Source organism: Aquabacterium sp. (assembly GCF_036279655.1).
GTDB lineage: Bacteria > Pseudomonadota > Gammaproteobacteria > Burkholderiales > Burkholderiaceae_C > Aquabacterium.
Genome location: NZ_DASUIT010000075.1, coordinates 17,208 through 36,040, shown reverse-complemented (window position 1 = coordinate 36,040; position 18,833 = coordinate 17,208). Strand labels below are relative to the sequence as shown.

16 protein-coding genes, 1 tRNA gene and 1 riboswitch are annotated in these 18,833 nt (G+C 64.7%); of the genes, 4 read left to right on the top strand and 13 right to left on the bottom strand.

Translation table 11 applies throughout. From position 1 onward, the window contains the following. Nucleotides 1–24: 24 nt before the first annotated feature. Nucleotides 25–690 carry an esterase/lipase family protein gene (locus VFW84_RS09180; protein WP_329680149.1) on the bottom strand — a complete coding sequence of 222 codons (666 nt, stop codon included), beginning with the start codon at nucleotides 688–690 and terminating at the stop codon, nucleotides 25–27. A gap of 107 nt (nucleotides 691–797) precedes the next feature. Between VFW84_RS09180 and VFW84_RS09175 the strand changes: the two genes are divergently transcribed. Next, on the top strand, nucleotides 798–2,735 hold the full coding sequence (locus tag VFW84_RS09175; protein ID WP_329680148.1) for a diguanylate cyclase: 1,938 nt from the start codon (nucleotides 798–800) through the stop codon (nucleotides 2,733–2,735). A gap of 65 nt (nucleotides 2,736–2,800) precedes the next feature. On the opposite strand, the gene VFW84_RS09170 is transcribed toward VFW84_RS09175, so the two are convergent. The 12 genes from VFW84_RS09170 to VFW84_RS09115 form a co-directional block, all read right to left on the bottom strand. Beyond that, a tRNA-Asn gene (locus VFW84_RS09170) sits at nucleotides 2,801–2,876 on the bottom strand. 151 nt (nucleotides 2,877–3,027) lie between these two features. Continuing rightward, nucleotides 3,028–5,181 carry a TonB-dependent siderophore receptor gene (locus VFW84_RS09165; protein ID WP_329680147.1) on the bottom strand — a complete coding sequence of 718 codons (2,154 nt, stop codon included), beginning with the start codon at nucleotides 5,179–5,181 and terminating at the stop codon, nucleotides 3,028–3,030. 112 nt (nucleotides 5,182–5,293) lie between these two features. Continuing rightward, nucleotides 5,294–5,400, bottom strand: a riboswitch (TPP riboswitch). Nucleotides 5,401–5,410: 10 nt separating this feature from the next. Beyond that, a complete protein-coding gene (locus VFW84_RS09160; protein ID WP_329680146.1) occupies nucleotides 5,411–6,505 on the bottom strand; it encodes an NAD(P)/FAD-dependent oxidoreductase in 1,095 nt (364 codons plus the stop codon). Nucleotides 6,506–6,530: 25 nt separating this feature from the next. Then, nucleotides 6,531–6,854, bottom strand: coding sequence for a ferredoxin FdxA (gene fdxA, locus VFW84_RS09155; protein ID WP_329680145.1), 324 nt, complete (start codon nucleotides 6,852–6,854; stop codon nucleotides 6,531–6,533). Nucleotides 6,855–6,899: 45 nt separating this feature from the next. Continuing rightward, on the bottom strand, nucleotides 6,900–7,745 hold the full coding sequence (cobA, locus tag VFW84_RS09150) for a uroporphyrinogen-III C-methyltransferase (RefSeq protein ID WP_329680144.1): 846 nt from the start codon (nucleotides 7,743–7,745) through the stop codon (nucleotides 6,900–6,902). Between the two features lie 24 nt (nucleotides 7,746–7,769). Next, complete coding sequence (locus VFW84_RS09145; protein ID WP_329680143.1) at nucleotides 7,770–9,095, bottom strand: sulfate adenylyltransferase subunit 1; 1,326 nt, start codon at nucleotides 9,093–9,095, stop codon at nucleotides 7,770–7,772. Continuing rightward, nucleotides 9,095–10,054: a sulfate adenylyltransferase subunit CysD gene (cysD, locus tag VFW84_RS09140; protein ID WP_329680142.1), complete on the bottom strand. Its 960-nt coding sequence runs from the start codon at nucleotides 10,052–10,054 to the stop codon at nucleotides 9,095–9,097. Before cysD ends, VFW84_RS09145 begins: the two co-directional genes overlap by 1 nt. A 21-nt stretch (nucleotides 10,055–10,075) precedes the next feature. After that, nucleotides 10,076–10,843, bottom strand: coding sequence for a phosphoadenylyl-sulfate reductase (locus VFW84_RS09135; RefSeq protein ID WP_329680141.1), 768 nt, complete (start codon nucleotides 10,841–10,843; stop codon nucleotides 10,076–10,078). Between the two features lie 16 nt (nucleotides 10,844–10,859). Next, a complete protein-coding gene (locus VFW84_RS09130) occupies nucleotides 10,860–11,366 on the bottom strand; it encodes a DUF934 domain-containing protein (RefSeq protein ID WP_329680140.1) in 507 nt (168 codons plus the stop codon). 1 nt (nucleotide 11,367) lies between these two features. After that, a complete protein-coding gene (locus VFW84_RS09125; protein WP_329680139.1) occupies nucleotides 11,368–13,089 on the bottom strand; it encodes a nitrite/sulfite reductase in 1,722 nt (573 codons plus the stop codon). Nucleotides 13,090–13,167: 78 nt separating this feature from the next. Beyond that, nucleotides 13,168–13,944: a sulfite exporter TauE/SafE family protein gene (locus VFW84_RS09120; protein WP_329680174.1), complete on the bottom strand. Its 777-nt coding sequence runs from the start codon at nucleotides 13,942–13,944 to the stop codon at nucleotides 13,168–13,170. 170 nt (nucleotides 13,945–14,114) lie between these two features. Continuing rightward, nucleotides 14,115–14,621, bottom strand: a complete 507-nt coding sequence (locus VFW84_RS09115; protein ID WP_329680138.1) for a DUF192 domain-containing protein — start codon at nucleotides 14,619–14,621, stop codon at nucleotides 14,115–14,117. A 105-nt stretch (nucleotides 14,622–14,726) separates the two neighbouring features. Here VFW84_RS09115 and VFW84_RS09110 point away from each other — a divergent pair, with 105 nt between their 5' ends. The 3 genes from VFW84_RS09110 (at nucleotide 14,727) to ccoN (ending at nucleotide 18,821) form a co-directional block, all read left to right on the top strand. Continuing rightward, complete coding sequence (locus tag VFW84_RS09110) at nucleotides 14,727–17,087, top strand: cation-translocating P-type ATPase (protein WP_329680137.1); 2,361 nt, start codon at nucleotides 14,727–14,729, stop codon at nucleotides 17,085–17,087. A gap of 79 nt (nucleotides 17,088–17,166) precedes the next feature. Beyond that, a complete protein-coding gene (gene ccoS / locus VFW84_RS09105) occupies nucleotides 17,167–17,316 on the top strand; it encodes a cbb3-type cytochrome oxidase assembly protein CcoS (RefSeq protein WP_329680136.1) in 150 nt (49 codons plus the stop codon). A 77-nt stretch (nucleotides 17,317–17,393) separates the two neighbouring features. Continuing rightward, entirely contained in the window at nucleotides 17,394–18,821 is a 1,428-nt protein-coding gene (gene ccoN / locus VFW84_RS09100; RefSeq protein ID WP_329680135.1) for a cytochrome-c oxidase, cbb3-type subunit I, read from the top strand. Nucleotides 18,822–18,833: the final 12 nt, after the last annotated feature.

Here is an 18,833-nt window from a genome sequence, read left to right as displayed (position 1 = left end):
TACTGGTGGGGGTATGCAAGCAACTCATTCAGAGTCTGACACCCTGGGCCGAATGTGTCGAGTGATGATCTGGGCGATGTCTGGATGGCTGGGGAGCCAGGTGTGGACGATGGGGCGCAGGATCTCGCGCTCGACACCGCCGCCGCAGGCCTCTGACAAGGCCACCACGCCATCGTTGGGCTCCATGCCGAAGGGGCTCCAGCGGCCGCGCCAGCCCAGCGTACCGATCACATGGGTGCAGGCGATGGCGGGTGGCGGTACGCCAGCCATGCGCTCGGGGCTGGCCAGCAGGCGCCCGCAGTCACCTGTGGCCCATCGAAAAGGCAGCAGATGCCCCAGCGCCTGCGCCATCCGTGCGGGACGCATGGGGGAGCCCAGAAGGAAGAGGTGACGCGGCAGCCGGGTGCCCTCGGGCAGGTGAGCCAAGGCGCTGCGCAACAGCACGCCGCCCAGCGAGTGCCCGATGACGATGCAGTCGCCCTGAGCGCACAGCGCCACCAGCCTTTGCACCAGGCGATCGCGGATGGCCTCGAAGGACTGTGCGCAGACGAAGTAGCCGAAGGTGTGCGTGTGCCAGCCCTGACGCCGCAGCCGGAGCAGGGTGGGCCAGCCCGACAGTGGGGAACGCCCCATGCCGTGAACAAACAGCACGTGCGCCTTCTCAGGCAGGACAGTGCTGGAGCGTGTCATGTGGTGTGATTCTTGGGCGACATGAGCATTTGTGGTCCTCTGGCGAATATATTACTGGTGCGTGCCAGGAACGTCGTCCGAAGAAACAGCATAGTGGAGTATCCGGTTTGCTCAAAATTTTCCGCAAGGCCCTGATGTACTGGCTGCTGGCGGTGGCTCTGGTCATGGTGGTGGCCTGGCCCATCTATCGCCAGTACTGTCGCGGGCTGGAGCAGGCGGTGCTGGCCCGAGAGCACGGCCACCTTGAAATGACGGACCGCCTGGTCCAGGCGGAGTTGCAGGAGATCGGCAACAACACGCGCGTGCTGGCTGGCTTGCCTCGCGTGCGTGACTATCTGTTGTTGGGGCAGGCAGACATCCGGGGGATCGTCGAGGAGCAGTTCGTCCATTTTGCGCAGACCTACCAACGCTACGATCAGGTCCGTCTGCTGGACATGACCGGACAGGAGCGCGTGCGCGTCAATTTCCGCGGTGGGCGGGTGCGCATCGTGCCTGGCGCCGAGCTGCAGAACAAGGCAGATCGCTACTACTTCAAAGAGGCTCTGAGGCTGGATGCCGGGGAGATCTATCTCTCGCCGCTCGACCTGAACATCGAGCACGGGCAGGTCGAGCGCCCCTTGCTGCCCATGATCCGCGTGGCGGCCCTGGTGCGCGATGCCTCCGGGCGCCCGCTCGGCGTGCTGGTGGTCAACTACCAGGCCGAAAAGATGCTCAAGGGGTTTCGTGAACTGGTGATTCACGCAGGAGAGAGCGTGGGCATGCTGGTCAATGCGCAGGGCCAGTTCCTGTCACATCCCGATCGAGACAAGGAGTGGGGCTGGATGCTGGGTCACCCCGAGCATCAGTTGTCACGCTTGTATCCCCGGGTGGCGTCCACCATCACCGCCCAGGACAGCGGGCAGGTGCGCGATGTCGATGGGGTCTACCTGTTCAGCACCATCAAGGCGTCGGTGGCATCGGCCAGTGCGTGGTTGCAGGCCTCGCCTGATTCCCATGGCCCGCAGTGGAAGCTGGTGGTCTTTGTGCCCGAGCGGGTGTGGCAGATGGATTCCTTCCTGCATCAGACCTCAGGTCAGGTGGCGGTGGCCTTGATGCTGCTGGCCTTGGGGGTGGCTGCCTGGGCCCAGGCCGTGCAGCAGGCGCAGCGTGCCGCCTTGCGCGCCCACAGGGATGCCTACACTCAGGAGTTGCAGGACCTCTACGACAACGCCCCGTGTGGCTACCACTCGCTGGACGCCGACGGGCGGGTGGTGCGGATGAACCGAACGGAGCTGAGCTGGCTGGGCTACCAGGCGAACGAAGTGGTGGGCCAGATGCACTACGCCGATCTGGTCTTGCCCGAGACCCGGGCCTTGTTCCTGGAGCGTTTCCAGGACTTCATGCGGGGCGTGGAGCTCGCCGATCTGCAGATCATGCTGCGGCGCAGGGATGGCAGCGCGCTACCGGTCTCGCTCAATGCCAGTGCGGTCAGAAACGAGGCGGGTGAGGTGGTGTCCAGCCGCACCACCGTGACCGACATCACCGAACGTCATCGTCTGGAGCTGGAGCTGCAAAGCCAGGCGCGCACCGACCCCATGACCGGTGTCTCCAACCGACGTGATTTCTATGACCACGGTGCCCGCGAACTGGCCCGTGCACAGCGCAGCGGCAAGCCCGTGTCTGTGCTGATGCTGGACATCGACCACTTCAAGAAGGTCAACGACAGCCACGGCCACCATGCAGGGGACCTAGTCCTCAAGGGCGTGGCCGAGGCGTGCGTCAAGCATCTGCGTTCGCACGATCTGTTCGCACGCATGGGCGGAGAGGAGTTTGCCGCGCTGCTGCCCGAGACCGATCTGAACGCGGCCCGCGAGGTGGCCAATCGCATGCGCGAGGCCCTGGCGGCCATGCGCGTGACGCATGGGGACGAACGTCTGTCCGTCACGGTGTCCGTCGGCGTGGCCAGCCAGACGGATTCGCAAGACGATCTGGACCGTTTGCTCGTTCGTGCCGATGAACATCTCTACCAGGCTAAATCGGCAGGCAGGAATCGCGTTGTGGCTTGATGGCTTGGCCATGAGTGCGCACAAAGCAAAAAGCCCCGCACTTTCGTGCGAGGCTTTGCTTATTTTGGCTCCCCGACCTGGGCTCGAACCAGGGACCTACGGATTAACAGTCCGGCGCTCTACCGACTGAGCTATCGGGGATCAGATGTTTCGCTGTTTCGTTTTGCGTTGCAGCGATCAATCGAGAACGTGACTATAGCATTGTTTTTTGAATTCACGCAAATCGCTGCGATTTTTGTGAGCCTGTTGAGGCTATGCCACATCGCGCACAAACACCTCGCGGTGCCTGCACTCAGAAGTCGATCTGCGCCGATGCCGTGAGCTTGCGCGCCTCCATGGGGAACAGCCAGATGTGCCCGAAGTTGTTGGGTGCTTCACGCCAGGCGCGCTTGTCGAACAGATTGCTCACGCCCAGACGCCAGGTGAGGTCCACCCCCTGGGTTTGTTGCGTCGCGCGCACGCCCACATCCACACGGGTCCACGCGGGCAGGCGCAAGGTGTTGGCCTTGTCCACCCAGCGGCGGCCCTCGTGCACCAGATCGGCCTGCAGCACGAAGGGCAGGGTGCCGGTCACGTCTTGCGACACCTTGTAGCTGGTCGACAGCTTCAGGGCGATGTTGGGCACATTGACCGGGGTCTTGCCAGTGGCCACCACGGCGCTGCCTTCACGTTCGGCATCCAGGATCATGGCCGAGGCGTTCACGCCGAGTTGGCCATACTGTGCCTGCCAGTAGCCTTCCAGGCCGCGGTGCACCGAGCCGCCATCACGTTGGTACAGGGCATCGACGCTCTCGAACTCGGGACGCTGGATGCGGAACCAGTTGAAGCCCCATTGTTGGCCTTCACCCTGGCCTTTGACGCCGATCTCCAACTGACGGCTCTTGGCGGCGGGCATGATCTCCAGCGGATTGTCGACATAGAACTGCGGAGCGGTCTTGATCTCGGCACCTTCACCCCAGCTGATGTACATCTGGGTGCGTGGCTCGACTGTGTAACCCACGGACACCCAGGGCGTGGTGATCGATTCACGGCGCTTCGTGCTGGGGCTGCCATCGGTGGGGATGCTGCGGCGCGCCAGCGTGGTGTGGCGCACACCAGCCCACACGCGCCATTGTTCGTCCAAGGTGATGGCGTCTTGCAGCAGCCATTCCGTGGAGCGCTCATGGCGGTCGGCCACGGGGTAGGTCAGGTCAGGGTTGGGGGCGAATTCCAGCGTGGGTGTGGCGATGTTGCCGAGGCCCGTCAGCGGGTTGAAGGCCTGGGTCGACAGGTCTGTGCGGTGGAGGGCCCGCAGCACGCCCAAGGTCAGATCGTGGCGAGTGCTGCCCAACGTCACCTGGCCGTTGAGTTGTGCATTCAAGGCACGGGTGATGCGTTTTTCTCCATCGGAGCGGAAGTCATACATGGCGAAGCTGCCGTCCGGGCAAAAGCGGTCGTAAATCTCCATCGAGCAACCAAAAGGGAAGGCCGCGTGGTCGTCTGTGCGCAGGTGCTGCTCACCATAGGTCACGGTCGAAGCCCAGGCCGGGCTCCAGGTCTGGCGCCAGCGCAGGGTGCCGGTGTTGCCGCGCATGTCGACCGGCTGGCTCCAGGGCTGCTGGTTCAGGTTGGTGTCGGGGTCGATGGCATCGGCGGAGGGCAGGGTGTTTCCGGTGGCGCTGAAGCCCGGCATGCTGGGTTGGCGGTGGCGGCTGTGCTCGAACTCGGCCTCCAGGGTGCTGCCTGGCGCGATGCGCCAGTCCGTGGCCAGGGCCAGCAGGTGGCGCTGGCCGCCGGTGGCCTGGGTGCCCGGATCCAGGCGTTCTGTGGCGGCATTGATGCGCAGGCCCATGCTCTGCGATGCACCAAAGCGGTCGCTCAGGTCCACGGCGGCCTTGACGCTGTTGCCACCCGTGTAAGCCAGTTCAGCCTGACGCACACGCCCCTCGGGTCGTTTGACCAGCAGATGGACCAGTCCGCCAGGGGCGCTGATGCCGGCCTGAAGGCCACTGGTGCCCTTGAGCAACTCGACACTGGCCTTGTTGTCCAGGGCGATGCGGGTTTCGGCATTGATGGGCAGACCCTCGCGGCGGAAGTTGCTGGTGTTGTCCAGCACGAAGCCACGCATGGTGAAAGAGTCCCAGTAGCCCGCGGTGTTGTAGGCGTCGCTGGTGCTGGCGTCGAGCTTGATCACATCGGCCAGACGTTGTACCTGCGCGTTGGCCAGGGCATCCGGTTTGAGGCTCAGGGCTTGAACCGGCGTCTGCCAGGCGGGCAGATCCCCCAGGCCGGCGATGCTGGCGCGGGGCTCGCGCGCCGGTGAGGCCTTGACCGATACCGCAGGCAGGCTGGCGGTGCTGCTGTCCTCGGCCCAGGCGGGCGACGAGAGCGTGAAGGCACTCAGCAGGGTGGTGGTGGCCAGGGCCACCGGGGTGATGTGATGAAGCGAAGCGGATGAACAGCGCATGGTGGACGACTCCTGCACGGACGGCGGGGCAAGGTCGTCGCCGCGGGGCGGCAGGCTGTCAGATCTCCATGCGACCGCAGTCGCCCAGCCCTGCAGGCTGAGGATTCATGGATGGCGTCAGGCCATGCTTTCCTACGCGAGGATGACCTCGGTCAGGTTCGAAGGGACTCTCTCAGCCACGTCCGATGTGCGGTCGGTGTGGCACCCCTAGCAAGGCCTGTAGTTTAGGTCATCCCTGAGTGATGCCCAGCCGCTGGTGCAGCACGTGGCTCGTGGTGGTGTAGAGCAGTTGCGGTGGATCAAGGGGGCGCAGGCGCGTGGCGGCGGCGTGGGCCGCCATCGTGGCCTCATGGAAGCCGCACAGCAGCAGGCGTTTCTTGCCCGGATAGGTGTTGATGTCGCCCACGGCATGGATCCCCGGGATCGAGCTGGCATACGCGACGGTGTCCACCGCGATCTGTTTGCGCTCCAGGGCCAGGCCCCAGTTGCTCAGGGGCCCCAGCTTGGGGCTCAGGCCCTGGCGCACCAGCAGGTGGTCCAGAGGCAAGGTGCGCGCCTGTCCGTCTGCGCCCAGCAGGTGCAGGCAGCTCAGGCGCTGTGTGTCGCTCAGGTCGGCGCCCTGGGGCATGCCCAGCACCAGATCGATCTGGCCTTGGGCGATGCACGCGCGAACCTGACGGTCCAGCTCAGCGTCGGCCTGGAACTGGTCGCGCCGGTGCAGCAGGCTCAGGCGGATGGGGCGCTGTTCGGGCGGGGCTGCGAGCACATCGAGCACGCTTTGCAGCGCCTCATCCCCCCCGCCGGCCACCACCAGGTGCTGACCGGCCCAGGGCGCGGGCAGGCCATCAGCCGGCAGGTGGTAGTGCAGGTTGACGGGCTGCGCGTCCTTGTCCAGGCCAGGAATGGGCAGACTGCGCGGCACAAAGGCGCCAGCGCCCGCGGCAATGAACACCGCGCGCGCTTCAAAGTGCTCGCCGGTGCTGGTGTGCAACTGGAAGATCGGTGCCTCGGGCTGGCTGCGGTCCACCTCGAGGTGGGTCACCTGCTGGCCCAGGTGCAGGTTGCGAGGGCGGCCGGTGCCGTGATCCGGGGGCAGGAAAGGCTGGCACTGGGCCAGCAGCAGCTGGGTCAGCTCACGCCCCGTGCAGCGAGGCACCCCCGGGATGTCGTAGATGGGCTTGTCCGGGTAGAGCGCCACACATTGACCGCCGGCCTCCGGCAGGACGTCGATGAGCTCGGCGCTCAGGCCCAGCAGGCCCAGCTGGAACACCTGGAACAGGCCCACGGGGCCCGCCCCGATCACGACGGCGTCCGTGCGGATCATCGTGTGGGTGTTCCTGCGGCGTCGATCAGCGGATCAACTGATCGAGCTTGCCGGTCTTGTCCTTCCACTCATCGGCCGTGGGCAGGGCATCCTTGCGCTTGGTGATGCTGGGCCAGGACTTGGCCAGATCGGCATTGATCTTGATGTACTGCTGCTGGTTGCCCGGCACGTCCTCTTCAGGGACGATGGCGTTCACGGGGCATTCGGGGATGCAGACGGCACAGTCGATGCACTCATCGGGGTCGATGACGAGGAAGTTGGGGCCTTCGCGGAAGCAGTCCACCGGGCACACGTCCACACAGTCCGTGTATTTGCATTGGATGCAGGCTTCGGTGACGACGTGGGTCATGTCAGATCTCTTGGAGTATTCGGGTTGAAAGGGATTGCCGCGATTTTACGGGGCCTCGGGGCCCGCCGTCGCTGGGCCTTCTCCACAAAGGGAGATATGGGTCAAAGGTTGATCAGGTAGTGCGGTGGCGCCAGCCCCCACGATGACCAGGGTTGGGCGCCCGGCATGGATGGCGCTGGCATCGTCCAGGCTGGCCACCGTGTGCAGGGTGTGGCGCATGTCGGGCCAGCCGGCACGCGAGACCACGCTCACCTCGGTCTCAGGCGCCCAGCCAGCGTCGAGCAGTCCTTTGGACAGTGGGGCCAGTTGGCGTCCGGCCATGTAGAAGACTTCGGTGTCGGCGCGCTGCCCTGGGCCCATGCCGCATTGCAGGTCACCCGTGCGCGTCATGGCCGTGGTGAAGCTGACGCTGCGGCCCGTGCCACGGCGGGTCAGTGGGCGTTGCGTGGCCGCCGCCGCCGCCAGGGCCGCGGTCACACCCGGCACCACTTCGGAGGTGACGCCGGCCTCGCGCAGGGCGTGCAGCTCTTCTTCCAGGCGGCCAAACAGGCTGGGGTCACCGCCCTTGAGGCGGGCCACCACGGCCTGGGCACCGTGTTCGGCACCGACGGACACGGCGTGCTCGACCAGCAGACGGTTGATGCGTGTCTGGCCATTGAAATCACTGCCGGGCTGGCCGGAGAAGCCCCGCTTGCCCACGTCGATCCACTGCGCACCCGGTGCCATGTCCCGCAGCGTGGGGTCGGCCAGGGCGTCGTAGAGCACCACCTTGGCTTGCGCCAGCAGGCGGGCGCCACGCACGGTGATCAGATCGGATTCACCCGGCCCGGCGCCAATGAAGACGACACGGGCGCTGGGCACGCTGGCAGAGGGTGGTGTGTGTGATGACATGGACGAAGTCTGCCAGCGATCCGCTCAGGCGGCCTTGACCAAAAGCGCACCACTGGTGCGGTTCGTGGTGGGATCCACGACGATCAGGGCGCCGCCCACGCGGTTGTCCAGGTAGGGCTCGACTGGCAGGGGCTGCTGCGTCTGGATCTGCACGCGGCCGATCTCGTTGACAGCCAGCTCGTGCGCGTCCTGGTCTTCCAGGGTGTGGATGTCCAGGCGGTTGTCGATGGATGTGATGCGGGCCTGCACCCAGCGGTTGCCGTGGCGCACCCAGTACTTGCGACCCAGCACGGCGGGCTCGGTGTCCAGCCAGGCCAGGGTGGCCGTGAAGGTGTCCGTGGGCTGGATGCCACCGGGGGTGTGGATCCAGTCACCGCGCGAGATGTCGACCTGGCGGTCCAGCACGATGCCGGCCGACTGACCGGCTTCGCACGAGGCCACCACTTCGGCCGAATGGCGCACTTCGGCCACGATGGCGGTCTCGCCACTCGGGAAGATCTGCACTTCGTCGCCGGCCTTGACGCTGCCGTGGGCAATGCGGCCCCAGAAAGCGCGGTACTGATGGCCGGTGCCGCTGGCAGAGGCCTCGCCCTCGCCGACGCTGTCGCGGGTCACGTACTGCACGGGGTGCAGCAGAGAGCCATCGTGGCGCTCGTCGGTCACGGGCAGCTCTTCGAGCACCTGCAGCAGGGTGGGGCCCTGGTACCAGGGCCAGTTGGCGCTGGGGGTGGTCACGTTGTCGCCGCGCAGGGCGGACACGGGGATCACGCCCTTGCTGGTGATGCCGGCTTGCTCGGCAAAGGCTTCCAGGGAGGCCTTGACGTTGTGGAAGGCCGTTTCGGTGTCTTCGTCGATCGCGTCCAGCTTGTTGATGGCGAACACGATGGAGGGCACACGCAGCAGCTGGGCCAGCAGGCTGTGGCGGCGGGTCTGGGCCAGCAGGGGCACGGGCGACGCCTTCCAGTCGATCTTGGTGATGTCCACCAGCACGACCGCGGCGTCCGAGCCGGCGGCTGCCGTCACCATGTTGCGGGTGTACTGCTCATGGCCCGGGGCATCGGCAATGATGAACTTGCGCGTCTTGGTGGCGAAGTAGCGGTAGGCCACATCGATGGTGATGCCTTGTTCGCGCTCGGCCTCCAGACCGTCGGTCAGCAGGGACAGGTCGATGGGCGCACCGGCGGCGCGCTTTTCCAGCGCGTCGAGCTGGTCGGCCAGGATGGCGCGGCTGTCGAACAGCAGGCGACCGATCAGGGTGCTCTTGCCATCGTCCACGCTGCCTGCCGTCAGAAAGCGCAGGGCCTTGTGTGCCAGTTCGTCCTTGGCGTGGTTTTCAACTACGGTGTTCATCAGAAATAACCTTCCTTCTTGCGGCGCTCCATCGAGGCCTCGGACGTGCGGTCGTCCATGCGGGTGGCGCCACGCTCGCTCACGGTCACGTGCAGGGTCTCGGCGACGATGTCGGCCGGGCTGGCGGCATCGCTTTCGACAGGGCAGGTGCAGGTCATGTCACCCACGGTGCGGAAGCGCACGTCCACCGTCTCGATGGTCTCGCCTTCCAGGGCCGGCGTGACCTCGGTCAGAGGCACCAGCAGGCCCTTGCGGCGCATCACCTGGCGGGGATGCTTGAAGTAGATGCCTGGCAGGGGGATGCCTTCGCGAGCGATGTAGAGCCACACGTCCAGCTCGGTCCAGTTGCTGATCGGGAAGGCGCGGAAGTGCTCACCCGGCTTGATGCGGGTGTTGAACAGGCTCCACAGCTCGGGGCGCTGCTCCTTGGGCTGCCACTGACCAAAGCTGTCGCGGTGGCTGAAGATGCGTTCCTTGGCGCGGGCCTTCTCTTCGTCGCGGCGGGCGCCACCGATCAGGCAGTCAAAGCGGTTGTCCTCGATGGCTTCGAGCAAAGTCACCGTCTGGTGGCCGTTGCGTGACTCCAGCGGGTGAGCCAGGCGCACGGTGCCCTTCTTGATGGACTCGTCCATGTGCGCCACGATCAGGCGCTCACCGATCTCGGCCACGCGCTGTTCGCGGAACTCGATCACTTCGGGGAAGTTGTGGCCGGTGTCGACGTGCAGCAGCGGGAAGGGCAGCTTGCCCTCCAGCCGGCCTTGCGCGTTCTTCATCTTGAAGGCCTTTTCGGCCAGATGCAGCACCACACACGAGTCCTTGCCGCTGGAAAACAGCAGGGCAGGGCGCTCGAAGCTGGCGGCCACTTCACGCAGGATGAAGATGGCCTCTTCTTCCAGGGCGTCCAGGTGGCGGTGGTCCACATCCGCCAGCAATTGGTTCACGTTCACGGGGGCGTTCATCGTTTTACTCACTCTTGGAATTCATTTCTGGTGGACGTGCAGGCCGCATTCCTTGGCCTTCTCGTCCTCCCACCACCAGCGGCCAGCGCGGAAGTCCTCGCCCACGGCGATGGCGCGGGTGCAGGGGGCGCAGCCGATGCTGGGCATGAACTGGTCGTGCAGGGGGTTGTAAGGCACGTGGTTCACGGACACGTAGTGCCACACATCGCCCCAGGTCCACTCGATCATCGGGTTGAACTTGGCACGGCCCTTGTCGTCCTGCTCGCGCGCGGCCATGTCGCCACGGTTGTTGGATTGCTCGCGACGCAGGCCGGTGATCCAGGCCGAACGCTCGGCCAGCATGCGGCCCAGGGGCTCGAGCTTGCGGATGCCGCAGCAGGCCTTGCGCAGATCGATGCTCTCGTACATGGCCTTGTCGCCGTTCTTCTGGACGAACTCGATCACGGCCTCGGCCACCGGCTGGTAGACCTCGACGTGGATGCCAGCGTCGGCGTAGTGCGTCTCGATCGTGCCGATCAGGGACACGGTCTCGGGGTGCAGTGCGCCGGTTTCCAGGGTGCCGATGGCGATGGGCAAGCGGTGGCGTGCGATCAGATCGGTGACGATCATGTCTTCCACGCCCAGGCTGGTGGCTTGCACGACCTTGCCCGGGTGCTCGATGGCGGCGGCCTTGAGCAGTTCGAGGGTGGCCTGCACCTTGGCCGCGTAGTCGGCACTTGGGTGGTTGTACAGAGTGATGGCCGAGCCGGCAGGGGCCGGGCCACCCAACAGGGAGGAGGTTTCGCTCATCTGCAGTCTCCTGGCATCAGGCCGCGCGACCGAACACGGGCTTGGTCACCTTGACGTCGCCCTGGTAGTGGCCGCGAGGCGCAAAGAAGCTCAAGGCACGCTCGGCGGCGGCACGGTCCTGATCGCCGCGCAGCACCACGGCATCAAAGCCGGTGCGGGCCAGCAAGGGCATCATGTCCACCAGCACTTCGCCGGTGGCGCGGATCTCGCCCTGGAAGCGGTACCGCGAACGCAGGATGTGGGCTTGCGTGTAGGCGCGGCCGTCCACCCACTTGGGGAACTGCAGCACCACCAGGGCCAGCTTGGGCACATCGGTTTCGAGGACTTCGATGTCGGTGTCGTTGCTCAGGATCACGCCCACAGGCTTGTAGTCGGCGCAGCCCTGCGCGGGCCATTGTTCGCGCACGGCATGCCACTGGCCCAGGGTCAGCAGGCTGTGGCTCTTGATGGGCGGGTGCGACATGGGACCGTCTTCGCCACCCACCGTGTGCCACTGGTCGTGAGGGAGTTCGATGAATTTCATATCAGGCTGCCTTGGCGGAATCTTTGGCGGTCGAGCGACGCACGGCATTGGCCGCGGCCTTGAAAGGGTCCAGCCCGATGCGCTGGACCGTGTCGATGAACTTCTCGTTCGCGGCGCGCTGGTCCTTGTAGGTTTCGATCACGGCCTCGATCACGTCGCTGACTTCGTCAGCGGCGAACGAGGGGCCGATCACCTTGCCTGCGGCGCTGGTGGGTGCATGGTCCGAGCCGTCCGAGCCTCCGAGGGTGACCTGGTACCACTCGGTGCCATCCTTGTCCACGCCCAGGATGCCAATGTGGCCCGTGTGGTGGTGGCCGCAGGAGTTGATGCAGCCGGAGATGTGCAGGTCGATCTCGCCGATGTCGTAGAGCTCGTCCAGGCTCTGGTAGCGCTCGATCAGCTCGTTGGCAATCGGGATGGAGCGGGCATTGGCCAGGGCGCAGAAGTCACCACCCGGGCAGGCGATCATGTCGCTGAGCAAACCGATGTTGGCCGAGGCCAGCGTGGCCGCCTTGGCAGCCTGCCACAGGGCAAACAGGTCTTCTTCGCGCACGAAGGGCAGCAGGGCGTTCTGGTCGTGGGTCACACGCAGCTCGCCGCAGCTGAAACGGTCGGCCATGTCGGCGATCGCATCCATCTGCTGATCGGTGACATCACCGGGGGCCTGGCCCACGCGCTTGACCGACAGGTGCACGTTCTTGTAACCCTGCACCTTGTGGCCGCGCACATTGCGCTCCAGCCACTTGCCGAACTGGGTCTTGTCCTGCTCGGAGGCGTCGGAGGGCAGGCCGTTGCCGGCCGGTGTGTGAGCCTGCACCGATGCAGGGTAGACAAAGCCGGCGTTGACGCGATCGAACTCGGCCTGGGGGATCAGGTGGGCGGCGCCGTCCAGATCGCGGCTGAGGATGGCCTCGAACTCCGCATTGACCTGATCGAAGAACTTCTGTCCTTCGGCCTTGACCAGGATCTTGATGCGGGCCTTGTACATATTGTCGCGGCGGCCGTAGCGGTTGTAGACCCGCACGATGGCTTCGATGTAGACCAGGATTTGCTGCCAGGGCACGAAGCTGTTGATGACCGAACCCGTGATGGGGGTGCGACCCATGCCACCACCGACGATCACCTTGAAGCCGACCTCACCGGCGTCGTTCTTGACCAGTTGCAGGCCGATGTCATGCCAGTAGATGGCGGCACGGTCTTCCTTGGCGCCGCTCACGGCGATCTTGAACTTGCGGGGCAGGAAGGCGAACTCGGGGTGCAGGGTCGACCACTGGCGCAGCACCTCACAGTAAGGACGGGCGTCGATGATCTCGTCTTCGGCCACGCCCACCATGGCATCGGCCGTGATGTTGCGGATGCAGTTGCCCGAGGTCTGGATGCCGTGCATGTTGACTTCGGCCAGCAGGTCCATCACGTCGGCACTGCGGCTCAGGGGGATCCAGTTGTACTGGACGTTCTGGCGCGTCGTGAAGTGGGCATAGCCGCGGTCGAACTCGCGGGCGATGCGGGCCAACTGGCGCAGCTGGGTGGACGACAGCTCGCCATAAGGCACGGCCACCCGAAGCATGGGCGCATGGCGCTGGACATACCAGCCGTTTTGCAGCCGCAGGGGACGGAACTCGTCGTCACCCAGCTTGCCGGCCAGATTGCGCTCCAACTGGTCGCGGAATTGCGCCGCGCGCTGGCGGACGAACTGTTTGTCAAATTCGGTGTACTGATACATGGCATCGGTCCGGTGATGAAGCCGGCTGTCAATGTGTCAAAGAAAACGGATTCTTCGGTCTGTAGGGGTGTTGCCGCCTCAGGCGGACAGCAGCACCTTGCGGGCAGCAACCACCAGACACGCGCACAGCGCAAAGCGCGTGATTGTGTCAGGCAAATGCTTGGTCAATTTGGCGCCCACCCATATTCCGGGGAGTGAGCCAGCCAGCAGTTCAATCAGCAGCATCCAGTGGACATTGCCCAGGGACGCATGGCCAATACCTGCCACGATGGTCAAAGGTACGGCGTGCGCGATGTCGGTGCCCACCAGGCGTTTCATGTCCAGGCGGGGGTAGAGCAGCAAGATCATGGTGGCGCCAAGCGCACCTGCACCGATGGAGCTCAGTGACACGAGCACGCCCAGGACCGCGCCGCACATCACGGTCAGCACAGGGCGGCGCTCACGGGTGATGTATCGCTCCAGCCAGATGCCGACCTTGTGCCACAGTGGGCGGAAGGCCACGGTCACCGCCGTCAGCAGTAGCGCAATTCCCAAGGCATAGGCCAGCACGCTGTCACCACTCTTGCTGATCCCTTCCATGTGCATGTAAGCCATGGTCAGGATGGTGGCCGGGATGCTGCCCATCAGCAGTTTCTTGGTGATGTGGTAGTCGACGTGGCCTTCGCGGTGGTGCGCCACGGAGCCAGAAACCTTGGTCAGGCCGGCAAACCACAGGTCTGTGCCAATGGCCACGGCCTTGTCCAGATGGAAGACCGAGATCAGCAGCGGGGTCATCAAAGACCCGCCGCCGACACCAGTCAGCCCCACGATCAATCCCACGCCTGCGCCAGCAGCTATGGCGGTCCAGTCCAGCATCATCTATGCACTTCGGTTGCTTGCTCACGCCCCTCAGAGGTGAAGGGCAGGTGAATGCAGGCTGAAATGTAGTGGTGCTCTATATATATGAGAACTACTTATTTATAAGTTGCTTATTCCTTATTGGAATAATTGAGTGATGATCAGATGCTCTCATCTGAGCTCAGTCATCAAGGCGTTGGGCTGAAAGGCTCACCGGCCAGCTTGTCGCCTTCCTTGATGCCACGCTTGGCAAACCAGCCCTTGTTCATCTCCAGCACGAAGCGCACCGGCTTGGCCGAGCAGTGGTTGTTCTCGGTCTGAGGCTGCATTTCGTCGATGTTCACGATGCTGCCGTCGTCCGCCACAAAGGCGATGGCCAGCGGGATGAGCGTGTTTTTCATCCAGAAGCACTGCTTGCTGGCCTGAGGGAAGACGAAGAGCATGCCTTCGTTGACCCCCATGCTGCTGCGGTTCATCAAGCCGATCTGCTGCTCGCGCGGCGTCTGGGCCACTTCGGCCTTGATCAGGTGCATCCCGGCGCGCAACTGGATGGCCGGCAGCCTTTGCGGGCCGGTGGGCAGACCCATCTGAGCGTGCGCCGGGAGCGATGCTCCCAGCAACAGGCCCGCCAGGGCCAGGCCCTTCAGCCACGAGGTCGAGCGGGCAATACGTTCTTGCAAGACAATTTGTGCCATTGAGTTGATCCTGGTCCGGGCTGTTGCCGACGTTTGGGCCTAGAGTGTCGCAGCCCCATGAGTCCATCTGTTTCTACCTCGACCCCTAACGCAGCACCGCCGCCCTTGGCCGACAGTGATCGCCCGCCGCTCCCGCCCGTCCACCTGAGCGATGCGCAGGCCGCTGGCGTGGACGATCCGGCCGTGATGCAGCAGTGCCAGGTGGGGCCTCGGGGTGCAGATGGCAGTGTGCCCATCGGTCTGGGCTTGTCGGGCATGTACTGCGCGGCCTGCGCCATCACCATCGAGCATGCCCTGGCGCGCGTGCCGGGGGTTCGTGAGGTTCAGGTCCAGGGGGCGACCCAGCGGGCGCGCATCACCCTGCAGCCTGGGCAGGTCAAGCTGTCGGATCTGATCCGGGCCGTGCAGGCCCAGGGTTACCGGGCCTGGCCCGATGCGGGTGCCCGGGCACTGAGCGAGCGGCTTCAGGTCCAGCGCAAGCTCCTGTGGCGTCTGCTGGTGGCGGCTTTCTGCATGATGCAGGTGATGATGGTGACCACGGCCCAGTACGTGGCGGGACCCGAGGACATCCCGGCCGACATCTGGCGCCTGATGAACTGGTCCAGCTGGGTGATCAGTCTGCCGGTCATGACCTTTTCCTGCGGGCCCTTTTTTGCCGGGGCCTGGGCGGCGCTCAAGCATGGGCGCATTTCCATGGACACGCCGGTGGCGCTGGGCATCGCCGCCATGTTCGGCGTCAGCACCGGCGTGACCTTCGGCCACACCGACTGGCTGGGGCAGGATGCCTATTTCGATTCGCTCACCATGTTTGTCACCTTCCTGCTGGGAGGGCGGTGGCTGGAAGGGCGGGCGCGCGAGAAGGTGACGCAGTCCCTGGAGGCACTGTGCAGTCGTTTGCCGGAGGCCGTCGAACGGTCGGTGGATGCCGTGAGCGCGGAGGCCGATCTGGCCAGGGCGGCCGTGCAATCCGTGCCGCTGTCGGCCCTGCGTCCGGGTGATCATGTGCGCATCGCGGTGGGCCAAGCTTTCCCGGCGGACGGGCAGATTGTGCTGGGTCAGACCGAGGTGGACGAAGCCCTGCTCACCGGCGAGTCTCGCCCCGTGCCTCGGCAGGCCGGCCAGGTCGTGGTGGCAGGCAGCATGAACCTGGGCTCGCCGGTGTGGTGCCGCATCGAGCGCCTGGGGCCCGATACCCGCTACCAGCAGATCGTCTCCCTGGTGCACCAGGCCCTCACTGAAAAGCCAGGATGGCTGCGCACAGCGGATCGATTTGCCGGCCCCTTCCTGTGGGCCGTGCTGGGTCTGGCCGCCTTGGGCGGGCTGGCCTGGCTGTGGATCGATCCGGGCCGCTCCGTGTGGGTGGCCGTGTCGGTGCTGGTGGTGACCTGCCCCTGTGCTTTGTCGCTGGCGGCCCCCTCGGCCCTGCTGGCCGCCGCCGGTGGCCTGGCGCGGGGAGGGGTGCTGGTGCGTCGCCTGGATGCGCTGGAGACCCTGGCCTCTGTAGATACCGTGCTCTTCGACAAAACGGGCACCCTGACGGATGCCCACTTGAGCGTGGACTGGATCTGGCGCGATGGCGAGGTCCATGCCTGGTCGGGCGATCCGGCTCAGCAAGTCTGGGCCGCGCCCGCCGCTTCGCTGGCGGCCCTGTCGCATCACCCCCTTTCGCAAGCGTTGGCCACCTTGTCCGGCCCGGCCGAATCCAGCTGGGTTGCCTGGTCCGAGGTCACTGAAAAGGCCGGGCTGGGCCTGGAGGCCAAGGACCCGGAGGGCCGACGCTGGCGCCTGGGCGCCGCCGGGTGGGCCTTGGGTGAGGTGGGCTTGCTGGATCTGGCGGGCGGCTGGTCGGACGGGCGTGTCTGGCTGGCGCCCCAGGATGGGGCGCCACAGGCGGGGCAGGTGCTTGGTTTTTCTCTGGATGAAAAAATGCGCCAGGAAGCGCCTGCGGCGCTGAAAGATCTGCGTCGATTGGGGGCCGATGTGGCCGTGCTTTCAGGCGATCACAATGATCGTGTCGTCGCGCTGGTGCAACATATGGCGCTGGTTCCGCCATTGCGGGTGGCCAGTGCTGCTGCAACGCCGGAGCACAAGTTGTCCGTGTTGCAGGAGCAACAAAAGACACACCATGTGGCGGTGGTGGGTGACGGCATCAACGATGCGCCGGTGCTGGCGCGCGCCCACGTCTCTTTTGCCCTGGATCAGGGGGCTCCCCTGGCGCAATCGCAGGCCGACTTCATCGTGCTGGGCGGGCGCTTGAGCGGCGTGCCGCTGGCCATGGACACCAGTCGCCGGGCCCTGCACATCGTTCGGCAGAACCTGATGTGGGCCGCTGCCTATAACTTTGTGTGCATTCCGCTGGCGCTCATGGGCTATCTGCCCCCGTGGCTGGCGGGGCTGGGCATGGCCTTGAGTTCCCTGGGCGTGATGCTCAATGCACTGAGATTGGGCAGAGTGTCACCAAGTTGATGCGTGTGCAACCTTGCTGCACTGCACAAGAGAGCACCATAATGAACCGTTTGATCACCCCGGATTCTTGAAGCACGTCATGGACATCCTGTATCTACTCTTGCCGCTGTCGGTCGTGCTGGTGCTCCTGATTCTGGGCGTGCTGGGGTGGTCCATTCATCGAGGGCAGTTCGACAACCTTGACCAAGAGGCTGTCCGTATTCTTGAGGAAGATCAAGAAAAGCCGTAGATCATGACTTGATCCGCCTCAAGTCACTCTACTGGTTTGCCCTCACAATAGCGCCTGTTGAAATAGGAGAACTAGAGATGGCAACCAATCGCTCTGCCACCTACAACGACACGGTCGTCCGGCAATTTGCCTTGGCGTCCGTGTTGTGGGGTGTTGTGGGCATGGCCGTCGGGGTGCTGATTGCAGCCCAACTGGCCTGGCCCGAACTGAACTTCGGTATTCCCTGGCTGACCTACAGTCGGCTCAGGCCTTTGCACACCAACGCGGTGATTTTTGCGTTCGGTGGTTGTGCGCTGTTCGCGACGTCCTACTACGTGGTGCAACGCACCTGCCAGACCCGGCTGTTTGCCAATGGGCTGGCATCGTTCACCTTCTGGGGCTGGCAACTGGTCATCCTGGCTGCAGCCATTTCGCTGCCCATGGGCTGGACTCAGGGCAAAGAATACGCTGAACTCGAATGGCCCATCGACATCCTGATCACCCTGGTCTGGGTGGCTTATGCGATCGTGTTCTTCGGCACCGTGGGCATCCGCAAGGTTCGTCACATCTATGTGGCCAACTGGTTCTACGGCGCCTTCATCCTGGCGGTGGCCCTGCTGCATCTGGTCAACAGTGCTGCCATCCCGGTCACGCTGACCAAGAGCTACTCGGCTTACGCCGGTGTGCAAGACGCCATGGTCCAGTGGTGGTACGGGCACAATGCGGTGGGCTTCTTCCTGACCGCAGGCTTCCTGGGCATGATGTACTACTTCATCCCCAAGCAGGCCGGCATGCCCGTGTACTCGTATCGCCTGTCGATCGTGCACTTCTGGGCGCTGATCTTCACCTACATGTGGGCGGGTCCTCACCACCTGCACTACACCGCGCTGCCTGACTGGGCTCAATCCGTCGGCATGGTGTTCTCGCTGATCCTGCTGGCACCCTCCTGGGGCGGCATGATCAACGGCATCATGACCCTGTCGGGTGCCTGGCACAAACTGCGTGACGATCCCATCCTGAAGTTCCTGATCGTGTCCCTGTCGTTCTACGGCATGTCCACGTTCGAGGGCCCGATGATGTCGATCAAGACCGTGAACTCGCTGTCTCACTACACCGACTGGACCGTGGGCCACGTGCACTCCGGCGCCCTCGGCTGGGTGGGTCTGATCTCCATGGGGTCGCTCTACTACCTGATCCCGCGTCTGTTCGGTCGCAAGACCATGTACAGCGTGTCGGCCATCTCCCTGCACTTCTGGGTGGCCACCATCGGCATCGTGCTCTACATCGCCGCGATGTGGATCGCCGGTGTGATGCAAGGCCTGATGTGGCGCGCGGTCAACCCTGACGGCACCCTGGTCTACAGCTTCGTCGAAAGCGTGAAGGCAACCTATCCCTTCTACGTGCTGCGTGTCGGCGGTGGTCTGCTCTACCTGGGCGGCATGATCCTGATGCTCTGGAACACCATCATGACGGCCACGGCCGGCAAGGCCACCACGGTGTCCGTGCCCCAGCCCGCTGCGGCTTGATGGATGGAGGCT

Bases quoted from the DNA above. Each gene is read 5' to 3' on its own strand.
- VFW84_RS09120 (WP_329680174.1), bottom strand. From the start codon at position 13,944: ATGCTGGACTGGACCGCCATAGCTGCTGGCGCAGGCGTGGGATTGATC.
- cysD (WP_329680142.1), bottom strand. From the start codon at position 10,054: ATGAACGCCCCCGTGAACGTGAACCAATTGCTGGCGGATGTGGACCAC.
- VFW84_RS09130 (WP_329680140.1), bottom strand. From the start codon at position 11,366: ATGAAATTCATCGAACTCCCTCACGACCAGTGGCACACGGTGGGTGGC.
- VFW84_RS09115 (WP_329680138.1), bottom strand. From the start codon at position 14,621: ATGGCACAAATTGTCTTGCAAGAACGTATTGCCCGCTCGACCTCGTGG.
- VFW84_RS09125 (WP_329680139.1), bottom strand. From the start codon at position 13,089: ATGTATCAGTACACCGAATTTGACAAACAGTTCGTCCGCCAGCGCGCG.
- fdxA (WP_329680145.1), bottom strand. From the start codon at position 6,854: ATGACCCACGTCGTCACCGAAGCCTGCATCCAATGCAAATACACGGAC.
- VFW84_RS09160 (WP_329680146.1), bottom strand. From the start codon at position 6,505: ATGATCCGCACGGACGCCGTCGTGATCGGGGCGGGCCCCGTGGGCCTG.
- ccoN (WP_329680135.1), top strand. From the start codon at position 17,394: ATGGCAACCAATCGCTCTGCCACCTACAACGACACGGTCGTCCGGCAA.
- VFW84_RS09145 (WP_329680143.1), bottom strand. From the start codon at position 9,095: ATGAACACCGTAGTTGAAAACCACGCCAAGGACGAACTGGCACACAAG.
- ccoS (WP_329680136.1), top strand. From the start codon at position 17,167: ATGGACATCCTGTATCTACTCTTGCCGCTGTCGGTCGTGCTGGTGCTC.
- VFW84_RS09135 (WP_329680141.1), bottom strand. From the start codon at position 10,843: ATGAGCGAAACCTCCTCCCTGTTGGGTGGCCCGGCCCCTGCCGGCTCG.
- cobA (WP_329680144.1), bottom strand. From the start codon at position 7,745: ATGTCATCACACACACCACCCTCTGCCAGCGTGCCCAGCGCCCGTGTC.
- VFW84_RS09180 (WP_329680149.1), bottom strand. From the start codon at position 690: ATGACACGCTCCAGCACTGTCCTGCCTGAGAAGGCGCACGTGCTGTTT.
- VFW84_RS09165 (WP_329680147.1), bottom strand. From the start codon at position 5,181: ATGCGCTGTTCATCCGCTTCGCTTCATCACATCACCCCGGTGGCCCTG.